General features: G+C 69.5%; 25 protein-coding genes and 1 tRNA gene. 17 read left to right on the top strand and 9 right to left on the bottom strand.

Features of this window, described 5'->3' with window-relative positions:
- Positions 1 to 174 precede the first annotated feature (174 nt).
- The 4 genes from K0V08_RS10505 to K0V08_RS10490 all read left to right on the top strand — a co-directional run bounded on the left by K0V08_RS10505 (position 175) and on the right by K0V08_RS10490 (position 5,567).
- A complete protein-coding gene (locus K0V08_RS10505) occupies positions 175 to 609 on the top strand; it encodes a hypothetical protein (protein ID WP_012039590.1) in 435 nt (144 codons plus the stop codon).
- Between the two features lie 187 nt (positions 610 to 796).
- Positions 797 to 1,273 (top strand): FadR/GntR family transcriptional regulator, encoded by a 477-nt coding sequence (locus tag K0V08_RS10500; protein WP_323742325.1) that lies wholly within the window; start codon positions 797 to 799, stop codon positions 1,271 to 1,273.
- 679 nt (positions 1,274 to 1,952) lie between these two features.
- The gene (locus tag K0V08_RS10495) at positions 1,953 to 2,882 is read left to right on the top strand and encodes a hypothetical protein (RefSeq protein ID WP_128516970.1); all 930 of its coding nucleotides are present in this window, start codon (positions 1,953 to 1,955) and stop codon (positions 2,880 to 2,882) included.
- 354 nt (positions 2,883 to 3,236) lie between these two features.
- The gene (locus K0V08_RS10490; protein ID WP_079533895.1) at positions 3,237 to 5,567 is read left to right on the top strand and encodes an AAA family ATPase; all 2,331 of its coding nucleotides are present in this window, start codon (positions 3,237 to 3,239) and stop codon (positions 5,565 to 5,567) included.
- A gap of 65 nt (positions 5,568 to 5,632) precedes the next feature.
- On the opposite strand, the gene K0V08_RS10485 is transcribed toward K0V08_RS10490, so the two are convergent.
- A tRNA-Gly gene (locus K0V08_RS10485) sits at positions 5,633 to 5,706 on the bottom strand.
- Positions 5,707 to 5,787: 81 nt separating this feature from the next.
- Here K0V08_RS10485 and dcd point away from each other — a divergent pair.
- The gene (dcd, locus tag K0V08_RS10480; RefSeq protein WP_079533897.1) at positions 5,788 to 6,393 is read left to right on the top strand and encodes a dCTP deaminase; all 606 of its coding nucleotides are present in this window, start codon (positions 5,788 to 5,790) and stop codon (positions 6,391 to 6,393) included.
- A gap of 13 nt (positions 6,394 to 6,406) precedes the next feature.
- Here the strand turns inward: dcd and K0V08_RS10475 are convergent, their stop codons facing one another.
- Complete coding sequence (locus tag K0V08_RS10475; protein ID WP_079533899.1) at positions 6,407 to 6,901, bottom strand: Lrp/AsnC family transcriptional regulator; 495 nt, start codon at positions 6,899 to 6,901, stop codon at positions 6,407 to 6,409.
- A gap of 164 nt (positions 6,902 to 7,065) precedes the next feature.
- Here K0V08_RS10475 and ald point away from each other — a divergent pair, with 164 nt between their 5' ends.
- Together ald and K0V08_RS10465 are read left to right on the top strand one after the other, a co-directional pair.
- Positions 7,066 to 8,184 (top strand): alanine dehydrogenase, encoded by a 1,119-nt coding sequence (ald, locus tag K0V08_RS10470; RefSeq protein ID WP_079533901.1) that lies wholly within the window; start codon positions 7,066 to 7,068, stop codon positions 8,182 to 8,184.
- 90 nt (positions 8,185 to 8,274) lie between these two features.
- Positions 8,275 to 8,970: a hypothetical protein gene (locus K0V08_RS10465; protein ID WP_079533903.1), complete on the top strand. Its 696-nt coding sequence runs from the start codon at positions 8,275 to 8,277 to the stop codon at positions 8,968 to 8,970.
- A 15-nt stretch (positions 8,971 to 8,985) separates the two neighbouring features.
- On the opposite strand, the gene K0V08_RS10460 is transcribed toward K0V08_RS10465, so the two are convergent.
- Both K0V08_RS10460 and K0V08_RS10455 read right to left on the bottom strand, forming a co-directional pair.
- Positions 8,986 to 9,624, bottom strand: coding sequence for an isochorismatase family protein (locus tag K0V08_RS10460; protein ID WP_079533905.1), 639 nt, complete (start codon positions 9,622 to 9,624; stop codon positions 8,986 to 8,988).
- Between the two features lie 276 nt (positions 9,625 to 9,900).
- Complete coding sequence (locus K0V08_RS10455; protein WP_079533907.1) at positions 9,901 to 10,389, bottom strand: DIP1984 family protein; 489 nt, start codon at positions 10,387 to 10,389, stop codon at positions 9,901 to 9,903.
- 60 nt (positions 10,390 to 10,449) lie between these two features.
- Here K0V08_RS10455 and K0V08_RS10450 point away from each other — a divergent pair, with 60 nt between their 5' ends.
- Positions 10,450 to 11,058, top strand: coding sequence for a TetR family transcriptional regulator (locus tag K0V08_RS10450; RefSeq protein ID WP_012039582.1), 609 nt, complete (start codon positions 10,450 to 10,452; stop codon positions 11,056 to 11,058).
- Here K0V08_RS10450 and K0V08_RS10445 read toward each other — a convergent pair.
- Both K0V08_RS10445 and K0V08_RS10440 read right to left on the bottom strand, forming a co-directional pair.
- The gene (locus K0V08_RS10445; protein ID WP_079533909.1) at positions 11,055 to 11,807 is read right to left on the bottom strand and encodes an SDR family NAD(P)-dependent oxidoreductase; all 753 of its coding nucleotides are present in this window, start codon (positions 11,805 to 11,807) and stop codon (positions 11,055 to 11,057) included. The two genes, K0V08_RS10450 and K0V08_RS10445, sit on opposite strands and share 4 nt — an antisense overlap.
- A gap of 76 nt (positions 11,808 to 11,883) precedes the next feature.
- Complete coding sequence (locus tag K0V08_RS10440; protein ID WP_094106708.1) at positions 11,884 to 13,962, bottom strand: MMPL family transporter; 2,079 nt, start codon at positions 13,960 to 13,962, stop codon at positions 11,884 to 11,886.
- Between the two features lie 77 nt (positions 13,963 to 14,039).
- Between K0V08_RS10440 and K0V08_RS10435 the strand changes: the two genes are divergently transcribed.
- Entirely contained in the window at positions 14,040 to 14,624 is a 585-nt protein-coding gene (locus tag K0V08_RS10435; protein WP_012039579.1) for a MarR family transcriptional regulator, read from the top strand.
- A gap of 127 nt (positions 14,625 to 14,751) precedes the next feature.
- A complete protein-coding gene (locus K0V08_RS10430) occupies positions 14,752 to 15,630 on the top strand; it encodes a patatin-like phospholipase family protein (RefSeq protein ID WP_079533911.1) in 879 nt (292 codons plus the stop codon).
- A 72-nt stretch (positions 15,631 to 15,702) separates the two neighbouring features.
- Here K0V08_RS10430 and idi read toward each other — a convergent pair whose 3' ends face one another.
- On the bottom strand, positions 15,703 to 16,287 hold the full coding sequence (gene idi, locus K0V08_RS10425) for an isopentenyl-diphosphate Delta-isomerase (RefSeq protein WP_079533913.1): 585 nt from the start codon (positions 16,285 to 16,287) through the stop codon (positions 15,703 to 15,705).
- Positions 16,288 to 16,331: 44 nt separating this feature from the next.
- Here idi and K0V08_RS10420 point away from each other — a divergent pair, with 44 nt between their 5' ends.
- Genes K0V08_RS10420 through K0V08_RS10395 form a run of 5 tightly spaced genes read left to right on the top strand, consistent with a single transcriptional unit; the run spans position 16,332 to position 21,642 of the window.
- A complete protein-coding gene (locus K0V08_RS10420) occupies positions 16,332 to 17,402 on the top strand; it encodes a polyprenyl synthetase family protein (RefSeq protein WP_227266735.1) in 1,071 nt (356 codons plus the stop codon).
- Entirely contained in the window at positions 17,399 to 20,044 is a 2,646-nt protein-coding gene (gene crtI / locus K0V08_RS16135) for a phytoene desaturase family protein (RefSeq protein ID WP_079533915.1), read from the top strand. The genes K0V08_RS10420 and crtI overlap by 4 nt, the downstream gene beginning before the upstream one ends.
- Complete coding sequence (locus tag K0V08_RS10405) at positions 20,044 to 20,388, top strand: lycopene cyclase domain-containing protein (RefSeq protein WP_012039574.1); 345 nt, start codon at positions 20,044 to 20,046, stop codon at positions 20,386 to 20,388. The genes crtI and K0V08_RS10405 overlap by 1 nt, the downstream gene beginning before the upstream one ends.
- Complete coding sequence (locus tag K0V08_RS10400) at positions 20,385 to 20,753, top strand: lycopene cyclase domain-containing protein (RefSeq protein WP_012039573.1); 369 nt, start codon at positions 20,385 to 20,387, stop codon at positions 20,751 to 20,753. Before K0V08_RS10405 ends, K0V08_RS10400 begins: the two co-directional genes overlap by 4 nt.
- Positions 20,746 to 21,642 carry a prenyltransferase gene (locus K0V08_RS10395; RefSeq protein ID WP_079533917.1) on the top strand — a complete coding sequence of 299 codons (897 nt, stop codon included), beginning with the start codon at positions 20,746 to 20,748 and terminating at the stop codon, positions 21,640 to 21,642. The genes K0V08_RS10400 and K0V08_RS10395 overlap by 8 nt, the downstream gene beginning before the upstream one ends.
- 29 nt (positions 21,643 to 21,671) lie before the next feature.
- Here K0V08_RS10395 and K0V08_RS10390 read toward each other — a convergent pair whose 3' ends face one another.
- Positions 21,672 to 22,019: a hypothetical protein gene (locus tag K0V08_RS10390; RefSeq protein ID WP_079533920.1), complete on the bottom strand. Its 348-nt coding sequence runs from the start codon at positions 22,017 to 22,019 to the stop codon at positions 21,672 to 21,674.
- Positions 22,020 to 22,168: 149 nt separating this feature from the next.
- On the opposite strand from K0V08_RS10390, the gene K0V08_RS10385 reads away from it, so the two are divergent.
- The gene (locus tag K0V08_RS10385) at positions 22,169 to 22,900 is read left to right on the top strand and encodes an SGNH/GDSL hydrolase family protein (protein WP_012039570.1); all 732 of its coding nucleotides are present in this window, start codon (positions 22,169 to 22,171) and stop codon (positions 22,898 to 22,900) included.
- A gap of 30 nt (positions 22,901 to 22,930) precedes the next feature.
- Here the strand turns inward: K0V08_RS10385 and K0V08_RS10380 are convergent, their stop codons facing one another.
- Positions 22,931 to 23,956 carry a LysR family transcriptional regulator gene (locus tag K0V08_RS10380; RefSeq protein WP_012039569.1) on the bottom strand — a complete coding sequence of 342 codons (1,026 nt, stop codon included), beginning with the start codon at positions 23,954 to 23,956 and terminating at the stop codon, positions 22,931 to 22,933.
- A gap of 103 nt (positions 23,957 to 24,059) precedes the next feature.
- On the opposite strand from K0V08_RS10380, the gene K0V08_RS10375 reads away from it, so the two are divergent.
- Entirely contained in the window at positions 24,060 to 24,491 is a 432-nt protein-coding gene (locus K0V08_RS10375) for a DUF5997 family protein (RefSeq protein WP_079533922.1), read from the top strand.
- Positions 24,492 to 24,528: the final 37 nt, after the last annotated feature.

Below are 24,528 nucleotides of genomic sequence, written 5' to 3'. Positions count from 1 at the left end.
TCATTTCCCTCTTGTAGGAGAAGCAGGGCCGGTATGCCTTGACGGCGTTCCTGTGTAGCACCTCTCCATCACACGCGTGGCAATTCTCCACATGGGAAACTCCGCCACGCGTGCGCTCCCTGCCGCACGGCCTTCGTGCGTCAGCTCGCGTTTCTCACGGAAGGAAGATACATCATGTCCACATCATCACGCCGGCGTGCTCGCATTCTCGTCGGTGCCATCGGGGTATCGACTCTCAGTGTTGCCATCGGTGCACTGCCCGCCTTTGCCGAAGGAAATTGGTCGTCGTCGATATCAGGCGCTGCGGTGGGCTTCAGCTCGCGTTCGTGGCAGGACTCGAACGTCGACGCTGCTCACACCGTGGTCACCTTCTCAGGGTGCTCCGTCGACTTCGCACCGAGTGGCTTCTCGTCGACCGACGTGAACCTCTACGACGAGTTCGGCGGATTCCCCGACCAGAGCGTCGGGACCAAGAACAACACATGCGGTACGAGCGATTGGGGTCGCATGACACGGTCCGACCAGTATCACTGGACGATCGACGGCATCAACGGCGACGGATCTTCTCAGCCCCGACTCAACGTCGATTCGGTGACGCAGTCGTATTGACAGGCGGCTACAAAAAGAACTGACGAAGAAATTGTAGAAAAAGTCAGGGGCCGGTCGGAGCGCCGGGGCTACCTATTGGTCGTCTCTGCTCCGCCCGGCCTCTGCTCCACGATGGGGGAGCGCAGGCCGTCAGCGATGGTTCGGCCGAGTTCTCACCCGCAAAGCTAACATCCATGTTTGATCCGAAATACAGGGGTCTCGACGACGAGTTGCCCTCAAGGTCCTTATCCCCGCCGGACCCGGGTCGTGGACCCGGGTCCGGCGAGGGCCCGTCACCCAGCTGTGCCGCGCGGTCGAGCCGGTCGCGGCGTCACTGGCTGCACGCAATGCCACTGCCGGTCAGCGAACCCGCATCGCCGAGCTCGCGGTGGATCTCCGCCGCCTCGGCGAGGCCGGCGCCCTCGTCGACTTCCTCGCCGCCGACATCGAGTTCCACCACCTGATCCTCCAGGCCAGCGGCAACGACATGTTCTGCGCCCTCCGCGAGGTGATCACGGAGGTCCTCAGCGGCCGCACGCACCAGGGGCTGATGCCGCGGACGCCGCGGCCGCACGCGCTCGACACGCATGAGCAGGTGGCGCACGCGATCCGCGACGGGGATGCCGCGACGGCGGAGGCGGGGATGGCGTCGCTGCTGGCGGAGGTCAGTAGCGCGATTACCTGACGGTGCCGAGCACTCGCCTAGGTGCTCCACATATTTGATTACTTCCTCCGTATGAAGGACACGCAAGACAGACATGGACATGGACATCGCTGGCCCGCCGACAGTGGCTAAGCGAGCCAGTGCCCGACCGCATGCTGTAGATCGGAGAACTGGTGCGACTGCTAGGTAGGCGGTCTGCCCAAGGTAAGAACATGACCGTGGTCCTCTACGCGCGAGAGCAGCAGCAAAAGATGCTGCACAAATCGCGGGTGCGTACCATGCATCTGCGCCCCGGCCGCGTGCGCTCTCTGTGAGGAAGACGCGGCAAAGGCGGTGCAGCGCGTCGGTGCTGGCAGAGGTCGGTAGAACGATCAGCTGAATGGCACCTATCGAGCCTGTCAGCCGAAGCCCGTTGTAGTCGGCTCCAGTCCGCAAAGGTGTCAAATCGTGCCGAAAGTGAGTTGGTCTGCTGTAGAGCCTTAGTGGCCTCCGTAGATAGCGGTGCGCTTGTTGAGGGCGGTGCTCTCGGATGTCTAATTCTGTTGGTAGGAGCGAGTGTTGCGCCTCAGTAAAGGAATCGAAATTCCTACGCGAGACTTCATAGCGGGTAGAATTGGCCCTACTTCTGGGGGTACCCTTTCTAATATACCTTAACCATTAAGGCACTAATCTCGATTATATGCAGAGTATTCAAGAAGAGATGACTACATCAAGCGCAATGTTCTCGCAAGGTGGTGAGTTATTTACGTCGTTCTTTGCGCCTGTTCGGCAAGTCGATCATCTGTTGGCTTCGAGCACGGGCGGCGAGTATTCCACGCTCTTGTGGAACAGCGCTACAGCCGCCTTGTTTGCGGAAAACCTGGCGACGCTGGTCCAAATCATATTTTGGATAATAGTAGCAACAGTTACTGTTCTCACTTACCTAAACGCACGACGCACCTTTTTCCAGCCCATGCGTGCGGAGACATACAAGCAACAGATACTTTTGTTGAGGGACATTGAACATAGCCTACCCAGAACGGATAGCGACTACCTGCTTAAGTATGATGTACACAACGCAGTACTCGAGTTTGGCTACGGACTGCGCACTTCATACGCAGAAGAGATTTTTGCTATAGAGGACATGCGTAGCGAACTGCTGGAGGAAATTCGTGGCGTTACTTCTGAACCGCAACGGCGGGCGATGCTTGACGGGTACATGCCCAAATGGGAAGAGCCGGAAATCGAGCCCTTACCCGAAACGATTAACGAGAACAGTCGCCTGTGGATGAAATTTGAACACCGAATGCATCATTCTACGGTGCGTATTGAGGCTATGGCGGGGCTCGGGGCCTGGGAAAACGACTCATTAACGCCGTCAACCGTAAAGCTTGCACTAGCGGAGCTGCGAACTTTTGCCGAAGCCGATCTTGCTAACGCGGAAAGCTGGGTCTTAAGTAAGGCCCGAAGCTGGTTCGGTGCCCGCATCAGGACCGGCAAGCAATTGCGCTACAGTGCAGACGTCGCACAGTATGCCGACGCATGGCAGGGTACTCGTAAATCGTCCGACGCGGTGTTGAACGGGGTTAGAGTGGCAATGCGTGAATACCTGCAACCAGACGACATAGCAATTGGGCGGCTGGGTAGCTAACGAGTAAGAATGTGTGGACACGAGTGAGGCGCGGGGGCTGACAACCGACCATGGCGTGGGGCCCGGACCGCTGGAAGCTCTACGACCTGCAAAACGCATGCCGGCGCCTCACCGGCCGTTGCTGCGTAGAGCACGCGCACGCGCATAACCAAGCTCGAGGTGGCTTTCCGCCGCCTTGGAGGCTGAACATGTAGGCATTTTGCTGCGTCGTGTGCCATAGGTATGCACGCGGCACAAGTTCAAAACTCGCTCCACCCGCCTGGTCAGTTCCGGCACGCCCGTTCCTGCCCCACAATGGGGGGCGGCGAGGTGGCGTTTTAGTGTATACGTTCATAGAAACGTACAAGGAGAAAGATGCTCCGCACTATTGCAACTGATCAAGCTTTTCGTGGGCTTCGGCGAGCCCCTTTCGCTACGGCGGCGGAATCGTGTGTTTTGGGATACACGACTATTATTTACGGAAGAAATGGTGCGGGTAAGACATCTTTAAGTGAACTGCTGCGGATAGGGGGAATGCCCGCAGGCGCAGACGGTAGCACTGTGACTGCATCAGTCCGCCAAAACAATCAAAACAAGCAAGTACGACTTCAGTCACCCGACTTTCCATATAGCGTACACGTCTACAATAGGTTGTATGTGCAAGAGTCGCTAGGTCTGTTTCTTGAGGGCCACGGGCACTCAGAGCCTATAGTAAAGCTTGGTAAGCGTAGCGTTGAAGCGGCCCAAAAGATTTTGCTGTTTGAAGAAGCGGGCGTCAGGCTTCGCAAGTGGCACAAAGAGGTGAGAAGCGCGCTGGTAGCTGCACGCAAGAGCGTCGACATGCGTGAAGGGATCGTTAAATCCAAGGTTATTGAGCTTTTATCGCCGGGCGATGCTGGACGCTACGGTACCGCTACATATCGAATCGACGTTGTTCGGAAACGAATGCACAAAGCTGACGGCAGCGATCGTCTTACCGACGAAAACGTGGCTAAGTGGGTTGCTGTTGCCAATGCTTTTTCTAGAGATGCGATCGACATAGTCCTGGAACCTGAAGGCATCTCGAATTTAGTCGAACGAGTGTACAATATCGTGGCACGTTCAGTTGATGCAGAACCTCTGGAATATCTTCGTGCGGAAAAAACTCGCGAGGCATGGACGGAAGTGGGCGTTTCGATTCATGACGAGGGTTCGGCTTGCCTGTTTTGCCAGAATGGCACCGTAAGCGCTGACTTACTGGCGGCGTACAGGGCGCACTTTAGCGACAGCCTTGCAACACTGAGACAAGATTTGCAGACGAGTAAATCGGACTTGCTTGCGTGGCGGGAGTCGTGGGTGCAATTAATGCGCGACCTTCCAGATGAAAACTCCCTGCTTCCTGTGCACCAAGCGGACTACGCGGAATGTTTACTCGCCCTAGACGGCGCGGTTCGAAACGCCATCACAGCGACGGTTAGCGTGGAGTCCGTTATAGACAAAAGAGCTGGAGACCCGCTCGAGCCGATCGCCTATGCATCTCCTGGGTTCCATGTGGAGACGTCATCTGCCCTGCAAGCGCTCAATCACGTCATCACTGCACACAATGAGGATTGTGCGACTCAAGATAAAGCAAAGCGCGCCGCTCAGGATAAGATTGAAGCACACGTCGCTGCTAGCGAGGTTCTGGCGTACAAGGAAGACGGCGCGCGTATCATGAAAGCCGAGCGGTGCAATTTGGCTTTAATTAAGGCTCTCGGGTCTAATGACGCAGCGCTTCAGGCTGTCAAGAATAGCCAGCAGGACACGACGATTATGGCCAATCGCATCGACGCAACGCTACAACAGTACTTCGACCACGACCATCTCAGCGTCTCCGTCTCGAAAGACGGCAAGGGTTATGTAGTGATGAGAAGCGGGCATGTAGCGACGGCGTTGAGCGAGGGGGAGAGTAACTCTATAGCGCTTTGTTACTTCCTTGAGGGGCTCGACGCTGAAGGAGTTAGGCCTGAAAGTAGTATCGTCGTAATAGACGATCCAGTGTCCAGCATGGATAGAGAGTCGCTGTTTGCCGCATTCGCGCTGCTGGACGCGAAGATCAGCGGCGTGATGCAAAGCATTATCTTCACGCACGATTATGAACTATTTCGGCTGCTACTAAGGAATAAGCAGACGAGCTACACCAAATCTCAGAAAAAGATATCGGAAGGTGATGCTATGGAGACGGCAGCGCCAGCAGTCTCGGTTCTTGAAACGGTGAGCATGCGCCCGGGCGCCGGTGCACGTGAAGGCTCGCTTCGGCCAATGTCGCGTCAGCTGCTTAGTCATGCCAGCGAGTACCACTACTTATTCAAGAAGGTAGTATCGGCGGTTGCTTCCGATCAAAGTGACGAACTGCCGCTTCTTGGTAACGCCGGTAGGCGTCTGTTAGAAGGATTTCTCAGCTTTAAGGCTCCGAGTGCCCCCGATTTTCAGGCGAAGGTTAATGCTGTTGTTAAAGCGTCCGAAGTTGACTCGATAGTCGCCACTCGGGTCGTCAAGTTTGCGCATGCGCATTCGCATAGAGACGACCCGAGCCCGGCGTCTGGGCTTGATTTTCCGTCGATCGAACTCGAACTTGAAGCGCTTATGGCTTTCATGCAAGCCGCAGATGGGGCGCACTTTTCTAGTATGTGTGCTGCCGTTGGCGTGGTTGAACCAGAGTTTGACTTTAAGCCCACTCGATTATAATGTTCTGGGAAAAGCCATTTGTATCTGTCTGGCGGACACTGAGAAGCTCAAAAACGATCCTGATGTGGAGCGAGTGACGGGAATCGAACCCGCGCTATCAGCTTGGGAAGCTGAAGTTCTACCATTGAACTACACTCGCGCGACCGGCCTGGGGCCGGGTCGAGACCACAGCCTAGCAAGAGTCCGGCCGGGCGCCACCCAGCGCCGGTAGGCTCCTGCCGTGCTCCTCTCCGACCGTGACATCACCGCCGAGCTCGACGCCGGACGAGTGGCCCTCGATCCCTACGACCCCGGGATGCTGCAGCCCGCGAGCATCGACGTGCGCATCGACCGCTTCTTCCGGCTGTTCGACAACCACAAGTACCCCTACATCGATCCCGCCGAGGACCAGCCCGAGCTGACGCGCGTCATCGAGTCGAAGCCGGGGGAGCCGTTCATCCTGCACCCGGGCGAGTTCGTCCTCGGATCCACGTTCGAGCTGGTCACGCTGCCCGACGACGTCGCCGCGCGCCTCGAGGGCAAGAGCTCGCTCGGTCGCCTCGGCCTTCTCACGCACTCCACCGCCGGCTTCATCGACCCCGGATTCTCCGGTCACGTCACGCTCGAGCTGTCGAACGTCGCGACGCTGCCCATCAAGCTCTGGCCCGGGATGAAGATCGGCCAACTCTGCTTCTTCCGCCTGTCGTCGCCCGCCAAGAAGCCCTACGGATCCGGCGAGTACGCCTCCCGCTACCAGGGCCAGCGCGGACCCACGGCTTCTCGCTCGCACCTCAACTTCGTGCACACCGACGTGACGGTGACGGACGCGGGGCAGCAGGGGGAGTAGCCCAGCCGTCGGGCTAGGCGCCCGGATCCCCCACAGCCGGCCCCGAGTAGTGGTGGTCGAACACCACGCTCGTGCGGGTCGACGCCACGGCCGGGTGCGCCGAGAGGTGCTGCAGAACGAAGTCGCGGAGGTGGTCGCTGTCGCGGACCGCGATGTGGACGATGAAGTCCTCGGATCCGCCGAGGAAGAAGAGCTGCACCACGTCGGCGAGCTCGCGCATCTCGTCGGCGAAGCGGGCCATCTCGTGGCGGGCGCCCGCGCGGATCGCGATGCTGATGAGCGCCTGCAGGCCCACGCCCACCGCGTCGGCGTCGATCGTGGCGGTGAAGCCGGTGATCACGCCGCGCTCCACGAGGCCGCGCACCCGGGTCACGCACGTCGACGGCGCGATGCCCGCCTGCTCCGCGAGGCGGCTGTTCGGGGTGCGCGCGTCGGCCCGGAGGAGGGCGACGAGCTTCCGGTCGATCGCGTCGAGCGGCTCGGGCGCCCGCATTTCCTTCGTCGGCATCGGCCATCCTCGCTGTCGGGGCGAAGGATCGCGCAGGTGAGGCGATCCGCGCCGACGATCCTACGGAGTTCACGCGTTCGAAACGCACGATGGCCACCATGAGTCTCGCCCTCCCGCATCGCTGCCGCCGGCCGCACCTCGCGGGGAGACGAGACGGAGCACGCATGAAGGTCGGGATCCCCACCGAGATCAAGAACAACGAGAACCGGGTCGCCGCCACGCCCGCGGGCGTGCACGAGCTCGTGCGCCGCGGCCACGAGGTGCTCGTGCAGGAGGGCGCGGGGCTCGGATCCAGCATCACCGACGCCGACTACGTCGAGGCGGGCGCGACCATCGTCGCCACGGCCGACGAGGTGTGGGGCGCGGCGGATCTGCTGCTCAAGGTCAAGGAGCCCATCGCGGAGGAGTACCCGCGCATGCGCCCGGGCCAGACCCTCTTCACGTACCTGCACCTCGCGGCGTCCCGCCCATGCACCGACGCGCTCGTCGCCTCCGGCACCACGGCCATCGCCTACGAGACGGTGCAGCTGCCCAACCGCCAGCTGCCGCTCCTCCAGCCGATGAGCGAGGTCGCCGGCCGGCTCTCCACCCAGGTCGGCGCGTACCACCTGATGCGCGCGGCCGGCGGGCGCGGGATCCTCCTCGGCGGCGTGCCCGGCACCCCGAAGGCGCGCGTCGTCGTGATCGGCGGCGGCGTCGCGGGCGAGCACGCGGCCGCGAACGCGCTCGGCATGGGCGCCGACGTCACGATCATCGACCTCTCCATCCCGCGCCTCCGCGAGCTCGAGATCCGCTTCGGCGGGCAGGTGCAGACGCGCGTGTCCTCGGCCTACGAGATCGCCGCGCAGCTGAAGGACGCCGACCTCGTCATCGGCTCGGTCCTCATCCCGGGCGCGCAAGCCCCGAAGCTCGTGACCGATGCGATGGTCGCGACGATGAAGAAGGGATCCGTGCTCGTCGACATCGCCATCGACCAGGGCGGCTGCTTCGAGGGATCCCACGCGACCACGCACGACGACCCCACCTTCGACGTGCACGACAGCGTCTACTACTGCGTCGCCAACATGCCGGGCGCGGTGCCGGAGACCTCGACGCGCGCGCTCACCAACGCGACGCTGCCGTACGTGATCGCGCTCGCCGAGAAGGGGTGGAAGCGGGCCCTCGCGGAGGATCCCGCGCTCGCCCTCGGCCTCAACGTTCACGACGGGCACGTCACGAACTCGCACGTCGCGGCGGCGCTCGACATGCCGCTGACGCCGGTCGCGGACGTGCTCGCCGCCTGACGCGCGCCCCGACCGTCGCGGGGCCCGGCCGTCGCGGGATCGTGACCCCGTGACGGCCGGATCCGCCCGCATCCCTGGCAGGGTCGAGGCATGACCTTCCGCTACGCCCCCGAGCCCGCGCCGACCGCACCCCGCGAGCGGAAGACGTCGAACGGCGTCGGGCTGGCGGCCCTCATCGTCGGCGTGGTGTCGCTCGTCGGCTCGGTCATCCCGCTCCTCAACTACGCGTCCGGGTTCCTCGCCCTCGTCGGCATCGTGCTCGGGATCATCGGCCTGATCCTCAAGGACCGGCCCAAGGGCATGGCGCTCGGCGGCCTCATCGCGAGCGTCGTCGCGCTGATCCTCTCGATCGTGCTCGCGATCGTCTACACGGCCGGCATCGTCACGGCCATCACGGGTGCGGTGCGCGAGTCCGAGGCGCGGTCGTCGGCTGAGGCGTCCGACGAGCCGCGCGTCACGTACCAGGTGGAGGGCTCGGGCGGCACGGTCACCGCGGGCGTGCTCTGGACCACGTCCGTCGGCGGCACCGCCGGATCCGAGCAGGCGTCCGACCAGCCGCTCCCGTTCAGCCGCGAGGTCGTCATCCCGGACACCACCAACTTCGACATGGCGGCGTTCTCCGTGAGCGCGGTCGCGAGCGTCGACCCGACGGTCTCGGCGGACGGCGACATCACCTGCCGGATCCTCGTCGGCGACCACATCGTCACCGAGCAGCGGGCCGAGGGCGACGGCGCCACGGTCACCTGCACCGCCACCGCGGAGGACCTGCGGGAGCTCGCGGACTGATCCACGCCGAGCGCGTCAGACGGTGCCGAAGCGCGCCGCGCCCGCCGTCGCGGAGGTGGCGAGGCCGTCCTTCGGGAGCGCCTCGCCCGCAGCGACCGCCGCGATCCACGCGTCGGTCGTCGCGACCGCGGCGAAGTTGGAGTGCAGCAGCGCCATGAGGGTGCCGTGCACGGTCGCGGCGTCGACGGATCCGGCCGCGTTGGCGATCGCGATCGCGCCGGTCGCGTCGGAGAGCACCTCGGCCGCGATGTCCAGCCCCTCAGCCTCCACCGACGACGCGAGGATGCAGTTGTTGGTCATGTAGCCGACCAGCGTGATCGTGTCGACGCCCTCGGCGCGCACCCACTCGACGAGGTCGGTGCCCGCGAACACGGAGCCCTTCGACTTCGTCACTGCCTTCCACGCTTCCGTACGGCGCGACTCCAGCTCGGGGTGCAGGCGGAACGCATCGGTCGTCGGATCGAAGACGGCCGCGCCCGCGCCGGAGTCGTGCTGCACGACGACGACCGGGATCCCGGCCTCGGTCGCGGCGTCGATCGCGCGGCCGATCACGCGCACGGACAGGGCGGGATCCGGGTGGCGGATCTCGAGCGGACCGGCGAAGTACTCCTGCTGGACGTCGACGAGGACGAGGGCGCGGCGGGGTGCGGGCATGGGGGCTCCTGGGCTGGGCGGGTGGGCGTCGTCCGACGCGCACCTCGATCATCGCGCGTGGGGGCGAGGTCCCCGAACCCTCCCTCGTCGTCCGACCGGCACGTGGTGGTGAGCTGTACCCGTGCACCGTCCCCGGTGCGAGGTGCGGGGCTGACTCGTGCTCGGCTCTCGCCGGGTGCGCTGCCCTCCGCGCCACAGGTGGATCGGATTGCCCGCCGATCCATCGGGGTGTGCCCGCTCCGGACGACTACCGACTCGCCCCTGCGCTTCCGTCCCTCAGGCCTCCTCGGCCAGCTCCACCTCCCAGTTCGCGCGCTGGATCCGGGCGTCGAGCTCCCGGAGCTCGCGCGCCGTGTCGTCCGCGCGGTCGCGCACCTCGCGGATGGGCAGCGCCGAGATCTGCCGCAGCTCGCTCCGCATCTGCCGCGGCGCGTACCCGGCGGCGCTCACGCCGCCGCGTCCGGAGGCGGCGTCGGCCGCGGCCGTGAGGATCCCGTGCCGCGTCCGGAGCGCGTCCCGCCGGGCGAGCGCGGCGGTGAGGGGCGTGCCGTCGTCGAGGCGGGCTGCCGTGTTGGTGAGGTTGATCCGCGTGACGAGCGCCGCGAGCCGGTCGACGGTCTCGCCCGCCTCGGCGAGCAGCGCGGCGGCGTCCTCCGCGGGATCCTCGCCCTCCTGGTACCGGGCGCTCGCCTGGATCCGGCTCCGCAGCGACTCGATGCGCCTCTGCATGTCGGACCGTTCCATCAGCGCCTCGGCGAGTCTCATGCCCCCACCGTGCCACACGGCGCGGACGCGGGGAACGGGCCCCGGGATACCATTCCCGACATGCCGTCGACCCCGCCGAGCGACCGGCCCGCCCTCGGCCGCCCCGCCGCGATCGACGCGCAGGACCTCGCCCGCGTGGCCATCGGCCTGTTCGCCGAGCGCGGGTACGACGCCGTGAGCATGGCCGACATCGCGGAGGCCGCGGGCGTCGGCCGCCGCAGCCTCTTCCGCTACTTCCCGTCGAAGGCCGACCTCGTGTGGGGCGGCGCGGACGTCGTCGGCGCCGAGCTCGAGCGCCTCCTCGCCGAGGGCCCGGGCGACCGGCCGCTGGGGGACGCGTACGCCGACGCATTCGTCGCCGCGCTCGGCCCGCGCTTCGCCGACATGGGCATGACGCGCGTGCGGCTGCGCATCATCGACGCGCACCCGGACCTGCACAGCCGGTCGTCCCCGCGCATCACCGCCGCGTCGCCCGCGCTCGCCGAGTTCGTGGCCCGCGGGCTGCCCGACCTCCGCGGCACCCTCGAGGCGGCCGCGGTGGCCGAGGCCCTCGCCTCGGCCAGCCACACGGCGCTGCGCTGGTGGGCGGCGCGCTCGGACGAGGAGCGGCCCGACGCGTCCATCCGCCGGGCCGTGCGGGCGCTCGCGCTCCCGGGCGGCGCCCGCTAGACCGCGGACCAGCCGCCGTCGGACGCGAGGATCACGCCGGTGACGTTGCTGCTCTGGTCGCTCGCGAGCCAGATCACCGAGTTGGCCATCTCGTCGGCCTCGACCGGGGCCGGCACGATCGTCTGCATGATCGGGCCGAGGACGCGGCCGGCGCGCTCCGAGCGCATGGGCGCCTCGATGGCCGTGTTGGTCGCGCCCGGCGCCACCGCGTTCACCCGGATGCCCTGGCCGGCGTAGAGCACGGCCGTGTTCTTCGTCATGCCGGCGACGGCGTGCTTGGAGGCCGTGTACGCGAGCCCGGCGGCGGATCCGCGGAGCGCGGCCTCGGAGGCGATGTTGACGATCGCGCCCTTCCCGGCCTCGACCATGAGCGGCAGCACCGCGCGCGTCAGGCGCATGACGGCCGTGACGTTCACCGCGAACACGAGGTCCCACGTGCGGTCGTCGACCTCGGCGGCGGGCAGGAAGCCGTCCATGATCCCGGCGACGTTCGCGAGCACGTCGACCCGGCCGTCCGCCGCGGCGACGATCGCCTGCACGCCGTCCTCGGTCGTGATGTCGCCTACGACGGGCACGAGCTCGAGGTCGGGGTGCTCCGCGACGAGCGCGTCGAGCCGCTCGGCCGAGACGTCGGCGGCGATCACGCGCGCGCCCTCCCGGGCGAAGCGGAGCGCCGAGGCACGGCCGATGCCGCTGCCCGCTCCCGTCACGATGGCGGTGCGTCCGTCGAACTGCTGGTCCTGGGTCATGTGGTTCCTCCGCTGTCGGGCCGGCCTCGACGCCGGCCCGATCATTATGGCACGCGGTGCCATATATGTGGGCGGGTCACTCCGCGACGGTCCCCGCCGCACGGCGGCCCGGCTGGCGCGACGGCCACCAGAACCGGTCGCCCAGCAGGAAGACCAGCGCCGGCACGAGCAGCGTCCGCACCACGAGCGTGTCGAGCAGCACGCCGATGCAGACGATGACGCCGATCTGCGTGAGCGCCACCACGGGCAGCACGCCGAGCACCGCGAAGACCGCGGCGAGGAGGATGCCCGCGCTGGTGATCACGCCGCCGGTCGACGCGAGCGCCCGCACCATGCCCTCGCGCGTGCCGTGCAGTCGCCGCTCCTCGCGCGCCCGGGTCACGAGGAAGATGTTGTAGTCGACGCCCAGCGCCACCAGGAAGAGGAACGCGAACAGCACCACGTTCGCGTCGAACGCGGGAAAGCCGAGCACCTGCTGGAAGAGCACGTTCGCGGCGCCGAGGCTCGCGAAGAAGGTCGCCAGCACGCTCGCGATGAGGAGCACCGGCGCCACCAGCGACCGCAGGAGCAGGCTGAGGATCACGAACACGATGGCCAGGATGATCGGGATGATCAGCCCCTGGTCCCGCTCGGACGAGGCGGCGGTGTCGGCGGCGGTCGCGTCGCTGCCGCCCACGAGGGTCGTGGACTGCTCGCCCGGCGCGGCGGCGTAGGCGTCGCGGAGGTCCTGCACCGCGGCGAAGGCCGCGGCGCTCTCAGGCTCGGCGTCGAGCTGGACGTCGATGCGGGTGCGGCCCTCCGCCGACTCCCCCGCCCGGGCGCTCGCGACGCCGGGGACGGACTCGGCCGTGGCGACCGCGTCGGCGGCCACCGCATCGGGCGCCAGCACCACGGTTTGCGCGGTGAGCCCCGCGGAGAAGGAGGCGTCGACGACCTGCTGGGCCGCGACCGACTCGGGGTCGCCGAGCAGCTGGTCGGTCTGCGAGAGGCCCACGCGCGCGCCGACGAGGCCGAGGGCGAGCACGCCGACCCCGGCGAGGGCGACCACGGCCACGACCGCGGGGCGACGCCGGACCCCGAGGCCGAGCCGGCGCCAGACCCCCGGCTTCCCGCCGTGGTCGGCGTCGGTGCCGACGCGCGGCACGAAGGGCCAGAAGAGGCCGCGCCCGCAGACCACGAGCGCGGCGGGCAGCACGAGCAGGGCCGCGGCGATGGCGATCAGCACGCCGATCGCGCACGCGAAGCCGAGCGCGCGGTTGCCGGAGAGCTCGGCGAGCAGCAGCGTGATGAGGCTGAGCGCGACCGTGCCGCCGCTCGCCGCGATGGCGGGCCCCGCGCTCGTGACCGCCGTGAGCATCGCCGCGTGGCGGTCCTCCTGGCGCGTCAGCTCCTCCCGGTAGCGCGCCACGAGCAGCAGTGCGTAGTTCGTGCCGGCGCCGAAGACCAGCACCGAGAGGATCCCGCCGATCGAGGCGTCGATGGTGATGCCGAGCGGATCCGCGAGGGCCGTCACGACCACGCGCGCCAGGCCGTCGGCGGCGCCGACCACGACGAGCGGGACGATCCAGAGCACGGGGCTCCGGTACGTGACGATGAGCAGCACCGCGACCACCAGCACCGTCACGAGCAGGAGGCGGAAGTCGGCGCCCGCGAACGCGTTCGAGATGTCGGCCTGGAAGCCGACCGGGCCGGTGAGCCGAGCGACCAGCCCGTCCGGGAGGCCGTCCGATGCCGTGGTGCGGAGGGTCGCGGCGGTCCCGGCGACGTCGTCGGCGACCGCGGACGCGTCGAGCGGCACGGCGACGAGCGCCGCGCGGCCGTCGTCGCTGGCCTGCGGGACGACCGCCAGCGGGGCGGTCGAGTCGGCGGCCAGGGCCGCGGCGCGCTGCGCGATCGCGGCGGTGTCGGCGTCCGTGAGCGCGGCGCCGTCCCGGCTGAAGACGAGGATCCCGACCGTCGTGTCGGCGCTCGGGAACCGCTCGAGCAGCTCGCTCACCTGCTTCGCCTGGCTCGAGTCCGGCAGGCCGGAGGGCGGGAAGGCGTCGGCCTCGCCCTTCGGCAGGAAGGCGAACAGGGCGGCCACGGCGGCCGCCGCGATCACGAGCGCCATCCAGGCGGTGCGGCGGGCGCTGACGAAGCGGGCGATGGATCTCACGGGTCCTCCGGGGGTGCGGTTATCGTCAGCCTACTGATGATCAAGCGGCTTAGCTACCTGCGGCGTACCATGGCAGCATGTCGCGCGCCCGTCCCCGCCCCGATCCGGACGCGCCCGCCGCCCCGACGGCAGCCGCCGCGGCCCTGCCCGCCCCCGGCGCGGGCGTCCCCGCCGACGCGGGCGCGGCCGGCGAGCTCGGCCGGATCCTCCGCGACGTGCTGGGCCTCGCCGCCGGGTTCGAGCGCCGGCTCGGCGGCGTCCTGGAGGTCAACCCCACCGACATGAAGGCGATGGAGCACCTCATCCAGGAGGGGTCGCTGTCGCCCACGGAGCTGGCCGGCCGTCTCGGGGTCTCCACCGCGGCCGCGACGCTCGTGGTCGACCGGCTCGTCGAGGTCGGCCACGTCGACCGCCGACCGCACCCGCACGACCGCCGCCGCGTCGTCGTCGTCCCGCGGCCGGCCTCCGTCGGCCAGGCCATGGCGGAGCTGATGCCCATGATCGGCGGGGTCGCGCGCGCGGCCGACGCCCTGACCGACGCGGAGCGCGCCGCCGTGACGCGGTTCCTCGGCGAGGTGCGCGAGGTCTACCGGGAGGCGGCCGCGGGTCCCGCCGGTCCCGCCGCGTCCGCATCCGCCGCGGATCCGTCCGCCGCGCGCTGAGCCCGCCCGCGTCCACCGCGCGTGCATCGGGCGCTCGGGCGCCGTCCACCGTGTTCGGGGATGATGGAGCCGCATCAACCACCATCACGACGAGCACGCAGGCCCGGGCCCGCGGAAGAGGAGGACCATGACCGGCACCGAGCGGGACACGACCACGCCGACGCGAGGGCTCGTCCTCGGCGGCGGCGGCGTCGCCGGCATCGCGTGGGAGACAGGCCTCCTCTCGGGCCTCATCGCGGCGGGCGTCGACGTCGGCGCGGCCGACACGGTCGTCGGCACCTCGGCGGGATCCGTCGTCGCCATCAACCTGCGGGCGGGCGCCATCGACGCCGCCTACGACGAGCACTTCGTCGACGTCGCGGGCATGGCCGAGCCGATGGGCAGCCGTGACCTCTCCCACACCGTCGAGGTCATCGGCGAGGGCGTCGCGAGCACCGAGGGCGAGATCCCGACCCGGCAGAGGATCGGCGAGTTCGCGCTCGAGGAGTACGACCCCGAGGTGGACGACGCCGCGAGCGTCGAGCGCATCGGCCAGCTGCTCCCGATCCGCGACTGGCCCGAGCGGGATCTCCGCATCACCGCGGTCGACGCCGGCACCGGCCGCTTCACCGTCTTCGACAGGGACTCCGGCGCCGACCTCGTGCGCGCGTCCGCCGCGAGCTGCGCCGTGCCCGGCGTCTTCCCGCCCGTCACCATCGACGGCCGCCCCTACATGGACGGCGGCATGCGCTCCGGCACGAACGCCGACGTCGTCGCCGACCACGAGCGGATCCTCGTCATCGCGTGCGGCCCCGAGGCCCCGCAGAGCGGCATGGGCCCGACCCTCTCCACCGTCGTGCAGCAGCTGCGCGGCCGGGCCGACGTGCTCGTGATCCAGGCCGACGCCGAGAGCACCGCCGCCTTCGGCGAGAACTCGCTCCTGCTCTCGACCCGGAAGGCCTCGGCCGAGGCGGGCCGCCGTCAGGGCGAGCGGCTCGCCGAGGAGATCCGCGCCTTCTGGGGCTGAGCCCGCCCGCACCACGACGAGGGGCCCGGCCGCGCATCGCGGCCGGGCCCCTCGTGCCGGTGGATCCGGGGATCAGGCGGCGGGCACGGCGGCGGCTGCGGCGGCCGTCTCCGCGAGCCCCGAGTGCGCCGCGTGCTCCGGGTACAGCAGCGGCAGCTGGAGCGTGAGCCACGGGCTGAACGCCCACGGCGTGTGGGCGACCGCGGGGATGAGCTGCTCGGGATCCACCCACTGGTACTCGCCGACCTCCTCGGGCCGGGGGTCCACGGGAGACGCCGCGACGGCGCGGAACACCGGGCAGATCTCGTTCTCCACGACGCCCGCGGCATCGGTGGCGCGGTAGCGGAAGTCCGGCAGCACGAGCTCGACCGACTCGAGCTCGAGGCCCAGCTCCTGCTCCGCCCGGCGGTGCACGGCCTCCCGCATGTCCTCGTCGGGCGCGGGGTGGCCGCAGAACGAGTTGGTCCAGACGCCCGGCCAGGTGAGCTTGCCGATGGCGCGGCGGGTGACGAGGATCCGCCCCTCCGCGTCGAACACGTGGCACGAGAACGCGAGGTGCAGCGCGGTGTCGCGGGTGTGGACCGTCGCCTTGGGCGCCGTCCCGATGGTCTCGCCGTCGTCGTCCAGGAGGACGACGAGTTCGGTGTGCTGTGGCATGCGCTCCCTGCTTTCCGTTACCCCCACGATGTTAGGTTTCATCCGTGGACGCCACCAACCTCGCTGCCGTCTCCACATCGAGGCAGGCCCATGTGAACGGCGTGCTGGATGCGTTCTTCGCCCGCTCGCTCGTCCGCGCGGAGGTCATGGGCGACGAGTACGTGAAGCTGTGGCGCACGCTCGAGTCCAACACGGCCGGCGGCAAGCGCTTCCGCCCGCGCATGGTCATGGCCGCGTACGACGGCCTCGGCGGCCAGGACGTGCAGGCCGCGGCCCACGTCGGCGCCGCGTTCGAGATGCTGCACACCGCGCTCATCGTCCACGACGACGTCATCGACCGCGACTTCACGAGGCGCGGCGGACCCAACGTCTCCGGCGCCTACCGCGACATCGCCACGACGCAGGGCCTGCCGCAGCCGCTCGCGGAGCACCGCGGCATGTCGGCCGCCGTCATCGCGGGGGATCTGGCGCTCGTCAACGCGTACCGCCTCATCGACGCGAGCGGCGTGCGCGACCTCACGCGGTCGCACCTGATGGAGATCCTCGACGACGCCGTGTTCGCGTCGGCCGCGGGTGAGCTCATCGACGTCGAGTTCTCGCTCACCGCGGACGTGCCGAGCGTCGACGAGATCCTCCGCATGGAGCGCCTCAAGACCGCCGTGTACTCGTTCGAGGCGCCGCTGCAGGCGGGCGCCGTGCTGGCCGGCGCGCGACCCGAGGTGGTCGCGGCGCTCGGTGACTTCGGCCGCGACATCGGCATCGCCTACCAGGTGGTGGACGACGTGCTCGGCGTATTCGGCGACGAGCAGGAGACCGGCAAGACGAACCTCGGCGACCTGCGCGAGGGCAAGCGCACCGTGCTCATCGCGCACGCCGTCCGATCCTCGGAGTGGGGCGAGATCAGCGCGCTCGTCGGCAAGGACGACCTCTCCCGCGGCGAGGCGGCGCTCGTGCGCTCGGTGCTGGAGAGCTCGGGCGCGCGGGCCTACGCCGAGGGCGTCGCGCGGGATCTCGCGGTCGCCGCCGTCGCGCGCCTCGACGACCCGGTCGTGCCGGAGGCGCTCCGCCGGGAGCTCGCGCCCGTCGCGGAGTCCGTGCTCGGGCGCATCCGATGACCCGGCGCGTACCCGGGCGCCGGCCCGCCGCCCCCGAGGCGCCCACGGGCCTCGAGAAGTACGACCGGTTGGCGCAGGACACGGCCTCCGTCGTGATCCGCCGCTACTCCACCTCCTTCGGCCTCGCCTCGCGCCTGCTCGGCGCCGACGTGCGCCAGCACATCGAGAACGTCTACGCGCTCGTGCGCATCGCCGACGAGATCGTCGACGGCGCCGCGGCCGGTGCCGGGGTGGATCCCGCGCACGTCGAGGACCTGCTCGACGCCCTCGAGCAGGAGACCGAGGACGCGATGCTGCGCGGCTACAGCACCAACCTCGTCGTGCACGCGTTCGCGATCACCGCCCGCCGCGCAGGTTTCGGCGCCGAGCTGACCGCGCCGTTCTTCGCGTCCATGCGCATGGACCTGCGGCGGATGGAGCACACGCCCGCGTCCTTCACGGAGTACGTGTACGGATCCGCCGAGGTCGTCGGCCTGATGTGCCTGCGCGCCTTCCTGGTCGGCCACGCCACGACGCGGCCCGAGCGGATCCGCTTCGAGGAGGGCGCCAAGCGCCTGGGTGCGGCGTTCCAGAAGGTCAACTTCCTGCGCGACCTCGCCGCCGACCACGGCGCGCTCGGCCGCAGCTACTTCCCGGGCGTCGACGTCGCGACCTTCTCGGAGGCCGACAAGGAGCGCATCCTCGACGACATCGACCACGACCTCCGCATGTCCGGCGCCGTGATCCCCGACCTCCCCGCCTCCAGCCGCCGCGCCGTCGCGCTCGCGCAGGGCCTGTTCGCGGAGCTCACCGTGCGCCTGCGCGACACGCCCGCGTCGGAGCTCGTGCGCACGCGCGTGCGGGTGCCGGATCCCGTCAAGGCCCGCATCGCGCTCGCCGCGGCCGCGGGTGCCGAGCCCTCCGGCGTCGACGGCCGTCTGGTGCGCCGGTCCCGCGCGCCCCGCGTGCACGCCGCGCGCCCCGCCCCCTCGTCCCACGGTGTCGCAGTCCGTCCCGCCCCGACCCAGCCCGCCACGTCCGACCCCGAGCAGCAGGAGAGCGCCATGACCGCACCCACCGCCATCGTGATCGGCGGCGGGATCGCCGGCCTCGCCTCCGCGGCGCTCCTCGCCCGCGACGGCTACCGCGTCACCCTCGTCGAGGGCCGCGACGAGGTCGGCGGTCGCGCGGGATCGTGGGAGAAGGACGGCTTCCGCTTCGACCTCGGCCCCAGCTGGTACCTCATGCCGGAGGTGTTCGACCACTTCTTCCGTCTGTTGGGCACGAGCGCGGCCGAGCAGCTCGACCTCGTGCGCCTGCCCGGCTACCGCGTTCTCTTCGAGGGCGATCCCGACCCCATCGACATCCGCGACTCCCGCGAGGCCAACCTCGACCTGTTCGAGAGCGTCGAGCCCGGATCCCGCCCCGCGATGGCCCGCTACCTCGACTCCGCGAAGGACGTCTACGAGGTCGCGAAGAAGCGCTTCCTCTACACGACCTTCGCCGACTACCGGCCGCTGCTCAAGCGCGACGTCGTGACCCGCACGGGCACGCTCGGGAAGCTCCTGCTCACTCCGCTCGAGACGCACGTGGCCCGCTACGTGAAGGACCGGCGCCTCCGCCAGATCCTCGGCTACCCGGCCGTGTTCCTCGGCTCCTCGCCGAAGCTCGCGCCGAGCATGTACCACCTGATGAGCCACCTCGACCTCGAGGACGGCGTGCTCTACCCGCAGGGCGGCCTCATCACCGTGATCGACGCCATCGAGCGGGTCGCGCGCGCCGAGGGCGTCGAGATCCGCACGGGGTCGCCCGTCTCGCGCATCCTCACCGAGCCGACGAAGGCCGGGAGGGCGCGGGCACGCGGAGTGCAGATCACGACCGACGCCGGCACCGAGACCCTCGAGGCCGACGTGGTCGTCTCCACGGCCGACCTGCACCACACGGAGACCGAGCTCATCCCCGAGGCGTTCCGCACCTACCCGCAGGCGTATTGGGACAAGGCCACCGCCGGCCCCGGCGCCGTGCTCGTGTACCTCGGCGTGAAGGGCGAGCTGCCCGAGCTGCACCACCACACGCTGCTGTTCACGGAGGACTGGGACGAGAACTTCTCCCGTATCTTCCCGCCGAAGGGCGGCACGACCTCGGTGCCGGATCCCGCGAGCATCTACGTCTGCAAGCCCAGCGCCACCGACCCCTCGGTCGCGCCCGAGGGCCACGAGAACGTCTTCATCCTCGTGCCCATCCCCGCCGACCCGACCATCGGCCGCGGCGGCGTCGACGGCGCGGGGGACGCGCGCGTGGAGGAGATCGCCGACCGCGCCATCCAGCAGATCGGCGACTGGGCCGGCATCCCCGACCTCGCCGAGCGCATCGTCCTCCGCCGCACCTCGGGCCCCGGCGACTTCGCCGCCGACCTGCACTCCTGGAAGGGCACCATCCTCGGGCCCGCCCACACGCTCACGCAGTCGGCCATGTTCCGCGCCGGCAACACGAGCAAGAAGGTCGACGGGCTGCACTACGCCGGCGGATCCACCATCCCCGGCATCGGCCTGCCCATGTGCCTCATCAGCGCGGAGATCCTCGTGAAGCGCCTCCGCGGCGACACGTCGACCGGCCCCGGCGCCGTGCCGCTCGTGCGCACGGTCGGCCGCCCGGTGGCCTGATGGGCCTCGTCTACCTGGTGCTGCTGCTCGGCGCGCTCGGCTGCATGATGCTCATCGACCGGCGCTGGCGCCTGTTCTTCTGGCGCGACCGCACGGCGGCGGCGGGCACCCTGCTCATCGGCGTCGCGTTCTTCCTGCTGTGGGACATCGCCGGCATCTCGCAGGGCATCTTCTTCCGCGGGGAGACCTCCTTCATGACGGGGATCCTCGTGGGCCCGGAGCTCCCGCTCGAGGAGGTCTTCTTCCTCGCGCTGCTCTGCTACCTCACGATGAACCTCGTCAACGGGTTCAGCCGCCTCGCCGACCACCACGTCGCCCGGGCGAGGGAGCGCGCGAACCGATGAGCTACCTCGTGCTCGACCTGCTGTTCCTGATCCCCGTCGCCATCGTCGGGTTCCTGTTCCGCCGCCTGCTGCTGCGCGAGGCCAACGCCGTGCCCTACGGATCCAGCCGCTTCGACTACCCCGAGTACTACTGGTACCGGCGGATGCCCGTCGTGATCCTGCTCGTGATGACCCTGATCTTCGACAACATCATGATCAAGGTGGGCCTTGTCGGCTACGACGACGACAAGCTGGTGGGCCTCATCCTCGGCTACGCGCCCATCGAGGACTTCGCCTACGCGATCGCCGCCCTCGTGCTGCTGCCCGCGGTCTGGTACCTGCTGCGTCGTCGTCGCCGCGTGTCCGGGATCGAAGCGCATGAGTGACGTGCGCGCGCGGCCGGGCGCCGCGGAGATGCTGCGCACCATCGCGCTCTCGTCGCGCCCGCTCTCCTGGGTGAACACGGCGTTCCCGTTCGCGGCCGCGTACCTCACGGTCACGCGCGAGCTCGACCTCACGGCGATCCTCGGCACCCTCTACTTCCTCATCCCGTACAACCTCGCGATGTACGGCATCAACGACGTCTTCGACTACGAGTCCGACATGCGCAACCCGCGGAAGGGCGGCGTGGAGGGCGCGGTGCTCGCGCGCGCGATGCACCGGCCCGTGCTCGTCGCGGTGCTCGTGACGAACGTGCCGTTCCTCGTCTACCTCGTGGCCGTGGGATCCGCCGCGAGCGTCGCCGTGCTCGCCGTGAGCGTCTTCGCCGTGATCGCGTACTCGCTCAAGGGCCTCCGCTTCAAGGAGCGGCCGATCCTCGACTCGCTCACGTCCAGCACGCACTTCACGTCCCCCGCGGTCTACGGCATCGTGCTCGCGGGCGGTGCGTTCACGCCCGCGCTGTGGGCGATCCTCGCGGCGTTCTTCCTGTGGGGGGTCGCGTCGCACGCGTTCGGCGCGGTGCAGGACATCGTGGCCGACCGGGAGGGCGGCATCTCCTCCATCGCGACCGTGCTGGGCGGTGCCGTCACCGTGCGGATCGCCGTGCTCGCGTACGCCGCGGCGGGCGTCGCGATGCTGTTCACGGGGCTGCCGGGGATCATCGCGGCCGCGCTCGTGATCCCGTACATCCTCAGCACCGCGCCGTTCTGGTCGATCCGCGACGAGGACGCCGAGCAGGCGAACCGCGGCTGGCGCCGCTTCCTCGGCCTCAACTTCCTCTCCGGCTTCGTCGTGACGATGCTCCTCATCGCGTACTGGCTCACGAACGCCTGACGCCGGCGGCCGGGCCGCGCCGCGCCCCCTCAGTAGTGCGTCGGCAGCATGCCGGTGGCGAGCTCGCGGCGGCGGCGCGCGTGCTCGCCCGCGAAGGAGAGCAGCTCCATGTCGTGCTCGCGCATCCACGCGACGGCGTCCTCGAGCGTGACCGCGGTGGAGACCCAGACACGGCGGCCCGAGTCGTCGACCGCGTCGGCGTAGATCTCGAAGACGGAGGCCTCACAGACGGAGACCTCGCAGGTGGGATCCGCACCGGCCGCGCGCACGGTCGGCACGACGTAGCCGAGCACGGGCTGCGACGCGACCTGCACGCGCCACGCGCCCTGGTGGTAGCGGGCGTGCGGGTGGTGGGGGTGCTCGGGCTCGCGGGTCATCGGTGCTCCAGGTGGTGGGACGGGGGCGCGAGCACCCGGCCGTGCTCGTGGACGACGATAGGCTGTGCGTCCGACACGGGGGTGGTCGGTCCCTGGTCTGCGCGCGGTCTGCGCATGATGGACGGACGCCCCGCGATCCCCAGGAGCCCATGTCACCGCCGATCCGCCTCCTGCACCAGACGGTGCGCCCCTTCGTGGCGGCCGGCCTGCGCGGCGGCATCCCCACGCCGCTGACCGCGGCCGTGCCCACGGACGCGCCCGTCGGCGTGGTGCCGGGGACGGATCCGGATCGCATCCTGGCGCTCGGCGGCATCGGTGGATCCGGCGTCGGCCTCCGCACGCATGCGGAGGGCGTCGCGGCGCAGTCGGCGAAGGCGCTCGCCGCGATCACGGGCCGAGGCGTCGAGTGGCGCACCGTCCCGCTCGCCGACCAGCACATCACGGCCACGCAGGAGGCCGTCCACCAGATCACCGAGCTGCACCGCTACGACGTCGTGCTCGTGATGCCGGGGGTCGCCGACGCGCTCGAGCTCGCGCGCATCACCCCATGGGTCCACCGCCTCGAGGACCTGCTCGACCACCTCGTGGAGCAGACCGCCGACAACTCGGTCGTGCTCGTCTCGGACGTGCCGCAGGTGTCCCAGTACGTGCAGGCCGGGACGTTCGTGCGGGGCCTGTTCCGCGATCACGCGATGTACCTGTCGCAGCGCAAGGCCGAGGTCTGCGCGCGCTTCCCGCAGGTCACGTCGGTGAAGCTGCCGGACGCGGGCCCGGTCGACTTCGAGGGCGGCGAGTTCCGCTACGCGTCCATGTACCGCCGCTGGGGCGAGCACGTGGGTCGCGTGATCGCCGACCTGCAGGCGGGGCGCGCCGGGGCCTGAACCTGCCGGCGGATCCGTCCGCTCGCGTCCCTAGCGCCCGCGACGCTGCCCGCGCGGCGGGGGAGTGCGCTTGCCGCCGCCCTTCGGGGTCGGCTTCTTCGCGCCCGCGGCGCCCGCGGCACCCGGCTTGCCCGCGGCCTTGCGCGCGGTCTTCTGCGACGCGGTGGGCTTCCGGCGGTCGCGCTCGTCGTCGTCCCGCTGCGAACGCGAGCTCGCGGCCGTGCGCCCGCGGACGATGCCCACGAGCTCCTCGATGTCGGGGGAGGTGTCGCCCTCGCGCCAGGCTACGGCGATCCGCGTCTCCGGCAGGTCGTGCACGGGCACCGCGACGACGTCCTTGCGCGCGTGCAGCCGGCCGAGCGCATGCGGCACGACCACGAAGCCGACGCCGGCGGCGACCAGCTCGACGGCGGCGGCGGTGTCCTCGGGCATCGGGACGGGATCCGCGCCCGCGGTGCGCCCGGGCCAGCCCGGCACCCGCTCGGCCGGCTGCAGGAGCAGGTCATCCGCCAGGTCGGCGATCGCCACGGCGTCGGCCGTGGCGTGCGCGTGCTCCTTGGGCAGGATCGCGACCTGGACCTCGCCGTAGAGCGGCACGATCGTGAGGCCGCGGCCGTCGACGGGGAGGCGGAGGAACGCGACGTCGGCGGATCCGTCGACGAGGGCGGGCGCCGCGTCGGGCTCGGCGAGCGGCACGACCCGCAGCGGCACGTCGGCGACGCGCTCGTCCCAGGCGCGGGTCCACTTGGCGACGGTGACGCCGGGCACGATCGCGACGACGAGACCGCGCGGGGGCGCGGCGGCCTCCTCGGCCAGGCGCGCGTCCTCGGCGGCGATCGCGGCGCGGGCCTCCGCGAGCCGGTCCTCGCCCGCGGGGCTGAGGCGCGTGGGGCCGTCGTCGCGCACGAACAGCTCGACGCCCCAGAGCGCCTCGAGGTCGAGGACCGACCGGCTCACGGCGATGCGCGAGACGTTGAGGGCCTTCGCGGCGCGGGCGAAGTGCAGCTCGTCGGCGACGGCGGCGAAGTGCCGGAGGGCGGTCGGGTCGGCGTCCACGGGAGTCCCCTCGATGGCCCGCACGGTGGTGGCGCGCGGAGCGGCGGCGGGTCGGATCCAGGCTAGTGCAGGGCGCCCGGGGCCCCGACGGTACCCTGGGGGCATGACGAGCCCCGGATCCAGCCAGACGATGAAGGCCGCGACCGCGGCGAAGAAGCTGGGCGTGCACCTCCCGGCGACCCCCGTGGAGTTCCAGGAGTCGACCCCGTCACGCGCGGAGCTCGCCGACATGCACGAGAACCCGCCCGAGTGGCTCGCCACGCTGCTGCGCGACGGCCCGCACCCGCGCCAGGTCATCGCCGGCAAGCTCGGCGTCTCCATCGCCGGCCTCGCCCGCGGCGGCGTCGACGAGGCGCTCACCACCGCCCAGATCAAGGAGCTGCTGCAGGCCCCGCCGCAGTGGCTCGTGCAGGAGCGCGCGACGCAGGCCGAGGTGCGCGAGGAGCAGATCCGCGTGAAGAACCGCGACGCCGGCCGCGCCGCCATGGCCGCCGAGCGCGAGCGCCAGGACGGTGCAGGCGGCGCGCGCCGCTGAGCCGACCCGCACCCTCCCGCTCCCGGGTCCGCCGGCC

The sequence above is a fragment of the Clavibacter michiganensis genome (assembly GCF_021216655.1).
GTDB classification, from domain to species: Bacteria; Actinomycetota; Actinomycetes; order Actinomycetales; family Microbacteriaceae; genus Clavibacter; species Clavibacter michiganensis.
This window is presented reverse-complemented; position numbering and strand designations above follow the sequence as displayed.

What these genes read in the sequence shown, in the direction of transcription:
- K0V08_RS10505 (WP_012039590.1), top strand. Translation starts at nt 175, where the DNA reads ATGTCCACATCATCACGCCGGCGTGCTCGCATTCTCGTCGGTGCCATC.
- K0V08_RS10495 (WP_128516970.1), top strand. Translation starts at nt 1,953, where the DNA reads ATGACTACATCAAGCGCAATGTTCTCGCAAGGTGGTGAGTTATTTACG.
- K0V08_RS10490 (WP_079533895.1), top strand. Translation starts at nt 3,237, where the DNA reads ATGCTCCGCACTATTGCAACTGATCAAGCTTTTCGTGGGCTTCGGCGA.
- K0V08_RS10475 (WP_079533899.1), bottom strand. Translation starts at nt 6,901, where the DNA reads ATGCCGACGAAGGAAATGCGGGCGCCCGAGCCGCTCGACGCGATCGAC.
- ald (WP_079533901.1), top strand. Translation starts at nt 7,066, where the DNA reads ATGAAGGTCGGGATCCCCACCGAGATCAAGAACAACGAGAACCGGGTC.
- K0V08_RS10465 (WP_079533903.1), top strand. Translation starts at nt 8,275, where the DNA reads ATGACCTTCCGCTACGCCCCCGAGCCCGCGCCGACCGCACCCCGCGAG.
- K0V08_RS10460 (WP_079533905.1), bottom strand. Translation starts at nt 9,624, where the DNA reads ATGCCCGCACCCCGCCGCGCCCTCGTCCTCGTCGACGTCCAGCAGGAG.
- K0V08_RS10455 (WP_079533907.1), bottom strand. Translation starts at nt 10,389, where the DNA reads ATGAGACTCGCCGAGGCGCTGATGGAACGGTCCGACATGCAGAGGCGC.
- K0V08_RS10450 (WP_012039582.1), top strand. Translation starts at nt 10,450, where the DNA reads ATGCCGTCGACCCCGCCGAGCGACCGGCCCGCCCTCGGCCGCCCCGCC.
- K0V08_RS10445 (WP_079533909.1), bottom strand. Translation starts at nt 11,807, where the DNA reads ATGACCCAGGACCAGCAGTTCGACGGACGCACCGCCATCGTGACGGGA.
- K0V08_RS10435 (WP_012039579.1), top strand. Translation starts at nt 14,040, where the DNA reads ATGTCGCGCGCCCGTCCCCGCCCCGATCCGGACGCGCCCGCCGCCCCG.
- K0V08_RS10430 (WP_079533911.1), top strand. Translation starts at nt 14,752, where the DNA reads ATGACCGGCACCGAGCGGGACACGACCACGCCGACGCGAGGGCTCGTC.
- idi (WP_079533913.1), bottom strand. Translation starts at nt 16,287, where the DNA reads ATGCCACAGCACACCGAACTCGTCGTCCTCCTGGACGACGACGGCGAG.
- crtI (WP_079533915.1), top strand. Translation starts at nt 17,399, where the DNA reads ATGACCCGGCGCGTACCCGGGCGCCGGCCCGCCGCCCCCGAGGCGCCC.
- K0V08_RS10405 (WP_012039574.1), top strand. Translation starts at nt 20,044, where the DNA reads ATGGGCCTCGTCTACCTGGTGCTGCTGCTCGGCGCGCTCGGCTGCATG.
- K0V08_RS10400 (WP_012039573.1), top strand. Translation starts at nt 20,385, where the DNA reads ATGAGCTACCTCGTGCTCGACCTGCTGTTCCTGATCCCCGTCGCCATC.
- K0V08_RS10395 (WP_079533917.1), top strand. Translation starts at nt 20,746, where the DNA reads ATGAGTGACGTGCGCGCGCGGCCGGGCGCCGCGGAGATGCTGCGCACC.
- K0V08_RS10390 (WP_079533920.1), bottom strand. Translation starts at nt 22,019, where the DNA reads ATGACCCGCGAGCCCGAGCACCCCCACCACCCGCACGCCCGCTACCAC.
- K0V08_RS10385 (WP_012039570.1), top strand. Translation starts at nt 22,169, where the DNA reads ATGTCACCGCCGATCCGCCTCCTGCACCAGACGGTGCGCCCCTTCGTG.
- K0V08_RS10375 (WP_079533922.1), top strand. Translation starts at nt 24,060, where the DNA reads ATGACGAGCCCCGGATCCAGCCAGACGATGAAGGCCGCGACCGCGGCG.